This window comes from Zhongshania sp. (genome assembly GCF_041623545.1).
Taxonomy (GTDB): Bacteria; Pseudomonadota; Gammaproteobacteria; order Pseudomonadales; family Spongiibacteraceae; genus Spongiibacter.
Genome location: NZ_JBFJWS010000095.1, coordinates 1 through 10618 on the forward strand (window position 1 = coordinate 1; position 10618 = coordinate 10618).

The 10618-nt window shown below is 51.8% G+C and carries 13 protein-coding genes; 8 read left to right on the top strand and 5 right to left on the bottom strand.

What is annotated here, in order from left to right:
* Positions 1-132: 132 nt before the first annotated feature.
* Positions 133-750, bottom strand: coding sequence for a hypothetical protein (locus tag ABYT30_RS10250; protein WP_373084542.1), 618 nt, complete (start codon positions 748-750; stop codon positions 133-135).
* 98 nt (positions 751-848) lie between these two features.
* Here ABYT30_RS10250 and moaA point away from each other — a divergent pair, with 98 nt between their 5' ends.
* The 6 genes from moaA (at position 849) to ABYT30_RS10280 (ending at position 7057) form a co-directional block, all read left to right on the top strand.
* Complete coding sequence (gene moaA / locus ABYT30_RS10255; protein ID WP_373096316.1) at positions 849-1850, top strand: GTP 3',8-cyclase MoaA; 1002 nt, start codon at positions 849-851, stop codon at positions 1848-1850.
* Positions 1843-2397, top strand: coding sequence for a cupin domain-containing protein (locus ABYT30_RS10260; RefSeq protein WP_373096318.1), 555 nt, complete (start codon positions 1843-1845; stop codon positions 2395-2397). The genes moaA and ABYT30_RS10260 overlap by 8 nt, the downstream gene beginning before the upstream one ends.
* A gap of 17 nt (positions 2398-2414) precedes the next feature.
* Entirely contained in the window at positions 2415-3347 is a 933-nt protein-coding gene (locus ABYT30_RS10265) for an AAA family ATPase (RefSeq protein WP_373096319.1), read from the top strand.
* 12 nt (positions 3348-3359) lie between these two features.
* Positions 3360-4805, top strand: coding sequence for a VWA domain-containing protein (locus tag ABYT30_RS10270; protein ID WP_373096321.1), 1446 nt, complete (start codon positions 3360-3362; stop codon positions 4803-4805).
* 136 nt (positions 4806-4941) lie between these two features.
* Entirely contained in the window at positions 4942-5571 is a 630-nt protein-coding gene (locus tag ABYT30_RS10275; protein ID WP_373083635.1) for a DUF502 domain-containing protein, read from the top strand.
* A gap of 25 nt (positions 5572-5596) precedes the next feature.
* Complete coding sequence (locus ABYT30_RS10280) at positions 5597-7057, top strand: TrkH family potassium uptake protein (RefSeq protein ID WP_373096323.1); 1461 nt, start codon at positions 5597-5599, stop codon at positions 7055-7057.
* Between the two features lie 30 nt (positions 7058-7087).
* Here the strand turns inward: ABYT30_RS10280 and ABYT30_RS10285 are convergent, their stop codons facing one another.
* Both ABYT30_RS10285 and ABYT30_RS10290 read right to left on the bottom strand, forming a co-directional pair.
* A complete protein-coding gene (locus ABYT30_RS10285; RefSeq protein WP_373083633.1) occupies positions 7088-7444 on the bottom strand; it encodes a DUF4112 domain-containing protein in 357 nt (118 codons plus the stop codon).
* Positions 7445-7448: 4 nt separating this feature from the next.
* Positions 7449-7607: a YqaE/Pmp3 family membrane protein gene (locus ABYT30_RS10290; RefSeq protein ID WP_373083632.1), complete on the bottom strand. Its 159-nt coding sequence runs from the start codon at positions 7605-7607 to the stop codon at positions 7449-7451.
* A 181-nt stretch (positions 7608-7788) separates the two neighbouring features.
* On the opposite strand from ABYT30_RS10290, the gene ABYT30_RS10295 reads away from it, so the two are divergent.
* Positions 7789-8652 (top strand): acyl-CoA thioesterase, encoded by an 864-nt coding sequence (locus ABYT30_RS10295; protein WP_373083631.1) that lies wholly within the window; start codon positions 7789-7791, stop codon positions 8650-8652.
* 9 nt (positions 8653-8661) lie between these two features.
* Here ABYT30_RS10295 and ABYT30_RS10300 read toward each other — a convergent pair whose 3' ends face one another.
* Entirely contained in the window at positions 8662-8940 is a 279-nt protein-coding gene (locus ABYT30_RS10300; RefSeq protein WP_373096325.1) for a DUF202 domain-containing protein, read from the bottom strand.
* A gap of 121 nt (positions 8941-9061) precedes the next feature.
* On the opposite strand from ABYT30_RS10300, the gene ABYT30_RS10305 reads away from it, so the two are divergent.
* The gene (locus tag ABYT30_RS10305; protein WP_373096327.1) at positions 9062-10252 is read left to right on the top strand and encodes a leucine-rich repeat-containing protein kinase family protein; all 1191 of its coding nucleotides are present in this window, start codon (positions 9062-9064) and stop codon (positions 10250-10252) included.
* An 86-nt stretch (positions 10253-10338) separates the two neighbouring features.
* On the opposite strand, the gene ABYT30_RS10310 is transcribed toward ABYT30_RS10305, so the two are convergent.
* The gene (locus ABYT30_RS10310; RefSeq protein ID WP_373081600.1) at positions 10339-10557 is read right to left on the bottom strand and encodes a hypothetical protein; all 219 of its coding nucleotides are present in this window, start codon (positions 10555-10557) and stop codon (positions 10339-10341) included.
* Positions 10558-10618: the final 61 nt, after the last annotated feature.

The window sequence follows — 10618 nt, forward strand, 5'->3', positions numbered from 1 at the left end:
CCACACTTTACTCCCCACACCGCTACAGACAATGACAAATGGAGACAGGACACTGGCAAAAAACGCCACTTTTACAGCGACAAAATCAATTTGGCGGCGCTAGGCCGCCAAGTTTAAATTCGCGTTTTCGGCTTAACGCCAGCTCTTAAATTTTTCCGCCATGACATCGGCGCCCATACGAATTAGGGACTCATTGGCTGAGCCAGGCTGCGCGCCCGTGGCGAGGATAGCTTGCTGTACGGCAATTTCCTTGGCCACCTCTTCCATCGTTTGCTCATCGACGGGCTCGCCCTCGGGGGTCTTGGCCTCGCCCTTAGCCGCTGCGCGGATTTGCGCATCTTGTTCGGAGCCCGGCTCAATACCACCGCGACGCATCACTTCCACTACCGCCAAATCCTCTGCGGCCTGACGACTATCGATAGGATTGCCTTCTGCGTCGTAAATACCATCATTGGGTTCATACGCAGTATCTGGCGATTGCCCCATGCTGATACGGATCATGGCGGCCTCGGTGGAGTCCGGCGGCACACCCGCTTTACGCACTGCGGCTTCGGCGGCACGGGCTTTTCCGGCTTGCATTGCCGTTATTGGCTGCCCGTGGCGATCATAAATTACCGCCGGTTGATTCGTCTGCGCACTCGCAGAGGCCTCTGCAGCAGCCGCTTTTTGTGTATTGGCGCCAGATTCAGCGGCCTGCAAGGGCAGGGCAGCACAAAGCAAAACTCCTACTAAGACTTTGAAAAACTTCATTTTTAACCCCCAAATTGACGAAAATAATTTTTTTAGAATCCGTTTACAGCCCACCGCACACGGGGTCAGTTGGCCCCAGCTGTGTTAATATCGGCGGTATGACTAGCACAAGCGCCCCATTACAAGACCGCTTTGGTCGCAGTGTCGATTACCTGCGACTCTCGGTTACCGACCGCTGCGATTTCCGCTGTGTATATTGCATGGCGGAAGATATGACCTTTTTGCCCCGCAAGCAAATTCTCAGTCTTGAGCAGCTATACGATATTGCCAGCAGTTTTGTGCAGCTAGGGGTCAAAAAGATTCGTCTTACCGGCGGCGAACCGCTGGTTCGCAATAATGTGATGGCGCTGATCGAGCGCCTCGGCAAGCTCGAACAACTCGAACAGCTCCACTTGACCACCAACGGCGCCCAACTCGAAAAATATGCCGGTCCGCTTAAAGAAGCTGGACTAACCGGCATGAATATCAGCATCGATAGCTTGCAGCCAGATCGCTTTAAGGCGCTAACCCGCTTCGGCGAGCTCAGTAAAGTATTGGCGGGCATCGACGCCGCCGTTGCGGCAGGCTTTCAGCGCATTAAACTCAATGCGGTGATTCTCAAGGGCAGAAATGACGACGAAATACTGGATCTGGTCGACTACGCTCGCCACAAAAACGTCGACATCAGCTTTATTGAAGAAATGCCCTTAGGTCAAATAAGTGAACATGACCGCGCCAAAAGTTTCATCAGTAGTGAGCAAATTCGCGACATCATCGACAGCCGCTACCCCCTGACCACCAGCACCGAAACTACCGGCGGCCCGTCGCGGTATCACCGCATGGCAGACAGCCGAAGCCGTATTGGTTTCATCTCGCCCCATAGTCACAATTTTTGCCACCTATGTAATCGCGTGCGACTGACGGTGGAAGGGCGCTTATTACTGTGCCTTGGCAATGAACACTCGTTAAACCTAAAAGAAATTATTGAGGCTCACCCAGGCGATACTGATGTATTGCAGGCCGCCATCATCGGCGCCATGGACTTAAAACCCGAGCGCCACCACTTCGAGCTCGACGGCGAGCCGCAAATAGTGCGCTTTATGAACACCACCGGTGGCTGATGCAAATACCAAACGTGGCATTGAACCGGCTACCGCGATGAACAGTGCAGCAATAATAGCCCAGCTCGACCTTGAACCTCATCTTGAAGGCGGCTATTTCCGGCGAAGTTACACTGCAGCCCACAACATTGATGGCCGCGCTGCGATGTCATCTATCTACTATTTGCTCAGCGCCGGCAGTCCTATTGGCCACCTACACCGCAATCGCTCGGATATTCTGCATTTCTGGCAGGGTGGTTGCGCCCTGCATTACACCCTGATCGCGCCAGATGGCGAGATCAGCCACCCAATATTGGGGCCAAATATTGCCGCCGGTGAGTCACTGCAAATGCTGGTGCCCGGTGGCTACTGGAAGGCTTCAGAGTTAAAACACATTGAAGCACTGGATAGCGATTACGGGCTCATTTCTGAGGCGGTATGCCCCGGCTTTGATTTTGCCGACCACGAAATGGCTAGCGTCGCGCTAATTCAACGCGACCACCCCCAGCACTGGCCGGCCGTGGCGCATCTTGTATCGCCCCAAAGCCAAGACAACAAACACAGCTAGGTATTGGAATATTTGTTATGAGCGACGCCCGTAAAAGTATCGACACCCTCATTACCCAATTGGCTGAGCAGGGCTATATCGCCAGCTCAGCCATTGCCACCACCTTGCATATTGCCCAGCAATTAGAGCGCCCGATCCTCATTGAAGGACCGCCGGGCGTGGGCAAAACCGAGCTAGCCAATGCCACCGCTGCGATGCTCAACAAACCCATGTTCCGCCTTCAGTGCTACGAAGGCTTAGACGAGAGCAAAGCACTATACGACTGGAAGTACAGCAAGCAATTGCTTTACGTGCAGGTTTTAAAAGAACAGTTACACGAAATACTCAATGGCGCTGAAGGCTTAAGCAGTGCCGTAGACCGCCTGCACAATTTTGACGATATTTTTTATTCTGAACGCTTTCTTGAACCTCGGCCACTGCTCAAAGCCCTGCAGAGCGACAGCGGGGCGGTGCTGCTTATTGACGAGATCGACAAAGCGGATTACGAGTTTGAATCGCTATTGCTGGAAATCCTCGCCGACTTCAAGGTGACCTTACCGGAAATCGGCACCCTGAGTGCGACCCACAAGCCTCTGGTTATTCTCACCAGTAATAATACCCGCGATCTCAGTGATGCCCTCAAGCGCCGCTGCCTGCATCTGTATATCCCCTTTCCAGAAGCCAAATTGGAAAACCAGATTGTGCAGAGCAGAGTCCCTGAGGTGCCCGCAGCCCTGCGTCGCCAACTGGTTGATTTTGTTCACAGCGTGCGCAGCTTTGATTTAAAGAAGCAGCCCGCCATTAGCGAAACCATCGACTGGGCGCGCAGCCTGCTCTTACTCCATAGCGACAAACTGTCTAAACAGCTGGTCGAAGACACCCTCAATGTACTGCTCAAATACGAGGAAGACATCGCTATGATCACACCGGAGCTGCACAATTTGATCAAAAAATCCGATAGCGGCTTGTAAGCCCAGCCCGCCATGGACAATACGCTGCTGCAATTTATTCGCCACCTCCGCCATCACGGGCTACCGGTGTCGACAGCTGAAACCCTAGACGCCATGCAAGTGACCGCGGCTCTTGGCTATAGCGACCCAGATTTACTGCGCGATGGCCTCGCCAGCTGCCTCGCCAAAACCGTCGACGACAACGACACCTTCGGCCTCTGCTTTGAGCGGTTTTTCCACTTAGGCGGCGCGCAAGCGGCCAACGACCCTGAGCAAAATCAGCTGCCAAGTACCGAACAAGCCGCGACCGACGCCCCCGATGCTGAAAATGGCGTAGACGCCAAGGGCGAGGGAACAGGTGAAGGCGACGGCGACGACGACGCCAATGGTCAGGACCAAAGCAGTGGTGAAGGGCAAAGTGATGCCGCGCTTCCCGGCAAAGGAGGCGGCGGTGGCGGACAGGGCAGTCAAACCCGCGCCGAGGTGATGCGAGCCGCAGCCGAGGTTGGCCTTGAGAACATTCAATTCCGCACCCAGCGCGGTATTTACCGGCGCCGAATTCTCGACGCACTAGGCGACAAGCAACGCCAAAGTGATATTCAACAACTGCTCGACGCTGGCGACAAAGACGGTGCCAACTGGCTCGAACAAATCAGGTTAGGCCAAATCGACGCCGTTACCGATGTTATTAACCGGCAACTATTGCTCAATAATGACGCCGCTAATCGCGCTATCCGCGACGATATTATTCAAAATAGCTCGCTGTCGGCGATGGAGTCCTACCACCGAGATCGCCTGCCACCACTGATTCGCAAACTCGCTAAAAAGCTCGCCGCCCGCCACCGGCAACGCCAGCGCCACGCCCGCAAAGGCAAACTTAATTTGGGCAAGACCTTAAGCCGTAATATTGCCTACGGCGGCATTCCCTTTCACCGCTATTGGAAAACCACCCGCAAAGACAAAACCGATATTTATGTACTCTGCGATATCAGCGGCTCGGTCAGTGCTTGGTCCCGGGTTCTACTTCTGTTCATGCAAGCCCTCAACGAGGTGTTACCCAGCACCCGCTGTTTCGTATTTTGTAGCCGTAGCATTGAAGTCACAGATTTATTTCGCCAGTATCCCGCTGACGAAGCACTGGCCATTGTCCAGCAACGTCACGGCTTGAGCAGCAGCGATTATGGCATTGCACTGAATACCTTCCACGAACAAATTGCCGAAAAACTTAACCGGCGCAGCTGCGTGATTATATTGGGCGATGGCCGAGGCAATGGCGGTGACAGCGGCATAGGCTCACTGCGTGAAATATACCATCGCGCGCGCCTCGTGCTGTGGTTTAACCCCGAATCGCAACACAATTGGAATACCGGCGACTCTGAAATACGCCGTTATCAGAGCGCAACGCACTACGTGGCAGAATGCGGTTCCCTGCGCAAACTAGAGCGTTTACTCGATGGCTTACTAAGTTTGGTACGCTGACGTCACCACTAAACGATAACAGTGAAAAAGCCGATAGTACTCGAACGCGCCCAGGCACAAATACAGTTTTATTTGCGGTGTAGTCAGCCGCTAAACTCGCTACTATAAGCACCGACTAAGACGAGCCCGGATCATTATGAAAAAGCTCAAGCATTTTATTAACCAGTCTTTTATTGGTGGCGTGCTGGTCATTGCCCCGATTGTTATCTTATTACTGGCCCTGCGCTGGGCAATGCACAGCGTTCAAGCACTCATTGCCCCACTCACAGATCCACTGGAGCGAATTACCGGCGCACCAAGCTTATTCATCGATGCTGCTGTTATCGCCCTGATATTGGTCGGCTGCTTTATGGTCGGCACCCTCGTCGCTACCCGTGCCGGAAATTGGCTACAAAATTTCGTCGATGCGCATTTAGCGCGCTTTGCACCGGGCTACAAACTGATTCGCGATATTATCCAGCAGATGTTTGGCACCAATAGCAACTCGCCATTCACCCGCGGCGAGGCGGCAGTAGTGCAACTCTATGGCAGTCACATACCCTCCCGCGCCACGGCTATTATCACCAGCCGTCACAGCAATGGCTGGTTCACGGTATTTGTACCCACCGGCCCCAACCCCACCTCAGGCTTTGTATACCATCTGCCGCCAGACTGTGTTGAACCGCGCCCCGACATTAAGCTCGACGCCGCGTTCAAATCGATTATTTCTTGCGGCGCAGGTTCTGCCGAGCTCGGTATCATCAAAGTAGAGCCAGGGCAGCCATGAGCTGAACCGCACTATAATTCATACCATGATGAGCCAAGCCACCCTGGTCAAACCCGTCCTCAAAGTCTGCAGTTTAGTCTTATTGGTATTCGGTTTACTCATGGCGGTACCACTACTCATGGCAGTGATTTACCACACTGGCAATAGCCGCGCCTTTGCCAGCGCCCTCGGCTTAACCCTAAGCCTAGCTGCTGGGGGCTGGATACTTTCCCGGTCCTACCGCATGAATATGCTGACGCCGAGGCAAATGTTTTTAATCACCACGAGTTCGTGGCTACTGATTTCACTCACCGGCGCGCTACCGTTCCTATTAATACCCGGCTTTTGCGGGCTCACCGATGCGGTGTTTGAATCAGTATCCGGCCTGACCACCACCGGTTCTACGGTACTAGTGGGTCTGGACGGCATGGCCCACGACATTCTGTTGTGGCGCTCGATGTTGCAGTGGATCGGTGGCCTTGGTGTCATCGGTATGGCCGTCGCTATTCTACCGTTTTTAAAAGTGGGCGGTATGCGCTTATTCCAAACCGAATCTTCAGATTGGTCAGACAAAACCACGCGCTCGGGCACGATGGTTACCATGATCATTTACGTGTATATCTTGCTGACCTTTCTGTGCACCGGCGCTTATATGCTAGACGGCATGGACAGTTTCCACGCCGTCAACCACGCAATGACCACCATCTCTACTGGCGGCTACTCCACCTCGGACAGCTCATTCGCCCAATTCGCCGATTTGCCCAGCCACTGGATCGCAATCTTCTTTATGATTCTTGGCGCGATGCCTTTTACCATTTACGTACACTTTATTATAAAGCGCCATTGGCGGGTATTTAACGACCAACAAATTCGCGGATTCTTACTCACTCTGCTCATACTCAGCGTGATTATTACCCTGCACCTGCTCTCAGAAACCGACATCGACCTGGCCCACGCATTTACCTACGCTACTTTTAATTTAGTGTCAGTGATCACCACTACAGGCTTCGCCAGCGGCGACTATTCTCAGTGGGGCGAGCTGGCCGTCGCGGCTTTTTTCTTCGCGATGTTTATCGGCGGCTGCTCTGGTTCAACCAGCGGCGGTATAAAAATATTCCGTTTTCAAATTCTGTTTATGATGATGCAAGAAAGCATCGTGCGCGCCGTTCATCCCCGCGCCATGATCCGACGCTACTACAATAAACGTCCAGTCGACGACAGTATTGTACTGTCCACTGTGACCTTTGTTTTTATTATGCTGATCTCACTTGTTGCCATCACTTTACTGCTCGCGCTCAGCGGGCTAGATCTCACCACCAGCCTGACCGGCGCCGCCACAGCATTAATGAACGTCGGCCCTGGACTTGGCGACATCATTGGCCCAGCAGGAAATTTCTCTAGCCTGCCAGACAGCAGCAAATGGATTTTAAGTCTGGGAATGTTGCTTGGTCGACTGGAGTTTATGACCGTGATTTTGGTGCTGACGCCAACCTATTGGAAGAGTTAAAGAGTGCATACCATCGGAAAACAAAATTTTCTACCGCTTTCCTGTCTCTGCCGCCCACGCTTCAAGTAACTCCGCATTGCGCATATTTTTGCGAAACGCCACATCAGCGATGTCGCCAATCACCGGCACACTGCCGAGTAAAAAATCCAAACCAAGATTGCCAAGCATTTGTACCTGCAGAGATGTCGGGGCATTAAGTTTGCGCGCCTGCCATATGACACCCAAGCCGAGCAGTGCACTGAGGAAATCCCCCGCTACCGGCAGCAAGCCAAGTAAGGAGTCAATTCCGAATCGCCACGGCGTATAGGGAATTGACCAGGCACCATCGAGTAGGGTGGCAAGTTGGCGGCTGCGGTGTAGCCGCCTTTGTGTTTCCCTAAGGGTCACCTAGCTACTTCTTAGCAATAATATAGACGGCATGAATAATACCCGGCAGGTAACCGCACAGGGTGAGAATGATATTGAGCCAAAAGTGTTTGCCAAAACCAACTTGTAAAAACACGCCTACCGGCGGTAAAAATATAGCGAAAATAATACGAATAATATCCATGCGAGCACCCTGTTATAATGGCCAATGGCAGAATATTAAAGGTAACACATAAAAATCTGTTCTTTGAGCACTTTGAACGCAGCCTTTCTTGCCTCCCCTGCAGACCGAGGACAGGTTGATCTCGCCGCGGTAGTTAAATAAGCTCTACAGCCCTAAAAATGCAACTGCGAGTACAATCCTAGTGATCAACAGCATTAGCACACGAGCCATTCCCAGCGCTACCGAAATTTTACAGCTTGATATTATTGGCGAGGACCATTTCCGCGCTTTGCATAATCTGGATAATTTAGCGGGGGTCACCTTTGGTGGGCAAGCACTCGGCCAAGCACTTGCTGCTGCTAATCTAACTGTCCCAGCATGGCATTGTCACAGTCTCAGCGGTTTTTTCATCCGCGGTGGTATTATTAATGAATCGATCGAGTATAAGGTAGAACGGCTAAGTGATAGCCGAAGGTTTGCAACTCGACAAGTTAGGGCAGAGCAGCGCGGGCGAACGATATTTGAGATGCTGTGTTCCTTCCATGAAGGCGAAGAGGGCGCTCGTCACGAATTCACCGACATGGGCAATCCACCACCACCGGAGTCACTCCAAAATCTGCAAGAATTTGCTCAAGCGAATCGTCACCGATTGCCGGACATCGTTGCCGATATTCTCGCCAAGCCCTATCTCTTTGAGTTGCGACTCCTTGAACCAGAGCTGTATTTTGAGAACCCCACTGAAGCGAAGCGGGATTACTGGTTTCGCACCCCATCCGCAATAGATGTGCAAGACCCTCGCAGTCATCATGCACTACTCGCATTGATGTCTGACTATTGGCTACCCGGCACCATCGCCGTGCCCCATGGGCGCCAAGTTGGCATGCGTTTACTCGCTTCACTGAATCACACTTTAAGAATACATGCGCCGGCTAAAGTCGACGAGTGGCTGCTGTACCGCACTGAGAGCCACTGGGCCAATCATGGCCGAGGCTTGGCGGAAGGTAAAATATTCACTCAGGCCGGACAGCTGGTCGCCTCAGTAAGCCAGGAAGCCGTACTGCGTTAAATATAAGGACTATTCGCTAGGCTTATCCAAATCGTCCGCATAAGCGTTCAGCTCTGCTCGAACGCTATTAAACCGGAATAGGCCAACGACCAGCACGACCAGACCAAATATAACTAAAATCCAGGCGATGGCGATATTAGCATTGAGTTCGGTAAAGAACTGAAACAACACAGCGGCAGCGCCCAGCAGGGCCAAACCGGTGCGAACGTAGGCGAGGAATGTGCGCTCGTTCGCTAGTCGCGTCCGCTCGAGCGCTAATTTATCGCGGGTACTTGAGTCACCGTTCATACGCTTACCTTGCCCTTGCTAGGCTGAGCTACAGACTCGCCAGCGATTCGTTTCTTTCTTTTTACGGGCTTATTCAGTAGGCTTCAAGCGCTTAATTGACGCTCACCACGGAATTGATACTTTGCATACCCTAGCGCAGCTACAATCGGGCAAATTGGCAGGCATACAGCGCCTTAACTTGTCCGCAGACCTCACGTCATTGCCAGTCGAAATTTTTGACTTAGCAGACAGCTTGGAAATTCTCGACTTATCCAATAATCGATTGCGCAGCCTACCCAAAGAACTTAGCCAATTTAAAAAGCTAAAGATTATCTTTGCCTCTAACAACCGGTTTGTCGAACTACCTGAGGTACTCGGTCAATGCGAGAGTTTGGAAATGGTGGGCTTTAAGGCCAACCAAATAGCGCGAATCTCTGAGCGCGCACTGCCACCAACACTGCGCTGGCTTACCTTAACCGACAATAAACTTGAAGCATTACCTGACACTATCGGCCAGTGCCGCCAGCTGCAAAAACTGCTGCTAGCCGGCAACCGCTTACAACAATTACCCATCGGTTTATCGCGGTGTGAAAAACTTGAATTGCTGCGAATTTCTGCCAATCAGATTACGCACTGCCCCGAGCACGTGCTTGAGCTTCCGAACCTCGCGTGGTTTGCCTTTGCTGGCAATCCTTTTAGCGAATGCGAAGCACCGCAGGCTAGTGTCCCGGAAATAAACTCGTCGCATTTAACTCTGCACGAAGTGCTGGGTCAGGGGGCTTCGGGCGTTATTTCCAAAGCAACGTGGAATTCACCTCAGCATCAGTTTCCAAATGAAGTTGCCGTTAAAATATTTAAAGGCGAAGTGACCAGTGATGGCTACCCTCAAGATGAATTGCGCGCCTGCTTAAAAGTGGGGAGCCACCCTAATTTAGTCGAATCCCTTGCACAGGTAAACGAGACCGACTGCCGCGCATTGATCATGAAGCTGATACCGCCAGACTATAAAAACCTCGGACTTCCCCCGAGTTTCGCCAGCTGTACCCGCGATATTTTCCCAGAGAATTTTTCACTCACTACGCTACAAATTAATAAAATGATTGAGCAAATGACATCGGTATTCGAACACTTGCATGCCCAGCAGGTGTGTCACGGGGATTTATACGCTCACAACACCTTATTTGATGACGAAGCCAATATTTTGTTCGGCGATTTTGGTGCTGCGTCGATGTATCACATGCTGACAGCGGCACAACAAGAAAAAATTAGAGCAATAGAACACCGCGCACTGGGGCATTTTATAGAGGATCTATCGGGGATTTGCGCCAATTGAGATCAACGCGAATTAACTAATTAAAAAAATAAAGGACAAATCATTTAATTCGATTAGTCCTTTATCGGCTACGCGGCAAAGCAAACCTATTTCTTGCCTTTACCGTCGCCACCATCGGCATCAACCGTGAGCGATGTGTTTTCGCCATCGCTGTCGCTCTTATAACCAAAGGAGCCCTCACCCGTGTCGATACTTATTGACGTAGAGCCTTTCTCGGCGGCAGGCGCAGCAACTTTATCGTCAGAACACGCCATTAGCAAAGTAGCGAATACCGCCAGTGTAGTTCCTATCAGAATCTGTTTCATAATTTCTCGATTGTCTATTAAGGAAACGAACGCAGGCTTTGACTGTGTGGCTTGAGCTTAG

What these genes read in the sequence shown, in the direction of transcription:
- ABYT30_RS10275 (WP_373083635.1), top strand. Translation starts at nt 4,942, where the DNA reads ATGAAAAAGCTCAAGCATTTTATTAACCAGTCTTTTATTGGTGGCGTG.
- ABYT30_RS10250 (WP_373084542.1), bottom strand. Translation starts at nt 750, where the DNA reads ATGAAGTTTTTCAAAGTCTTAGTAGGAGTTTTGCTTTGTGCTGCCCTG.
- ABYT30_RS10300 (WP_373096325.1), bottom strand. Translation starts at nt 8,940, where the DNA reads ATGAACGGTGACTCAAGTACCCGCGATAAATTAGCGCTCGAGCGGACG.
- moaA (WP_373096316.1), top strand. Translation starts at nt 849, where the DNA reads ATGACTAGCACAAGCGCCCCATTACAAGACCGCTTTGGTCGCAGTGTC.
- ABYT30_RS10280 (WP_373096323.1), top strand. Translation starts at nt 5,597, where the DNA reads ATGATGAGCCAAGCCACCCTGGTCAAACCCGTCCTCAAAGTCTGCAGT.
- ABYT30_RS10290 (WP_373083632.1), bottom strand. Translation starts at nt 7,607, where the DNA reads ATGGATATTATTCGTATTATTTTCGCTATATTTTTACCGCCGGTAGGC.
- ABYT30_RS10265 (WP_373096319.1), top strand. Translation starts at nt 2,415, where the DNA reads ATGAGCGACGCCCGTAAAAGTATCGACACCCTCATTACCCAATTGGCT.
- ABYT30_RS10310 (WP_373081600.1), bottom strand. Translation starts at nt 10,557, where the DNA reads ATGAAACAGATTCTGATAGGAACTACACTGGCGGTATTCGCTACTTTG.
- ABYT30_RS10270 (WP_373096321.1), top strand. Translation starts at nt 3,360, where the DNA reads ATGGACAATACGCTGCTGCAATTTATTCGCCACCTCCGCCATCACGGG.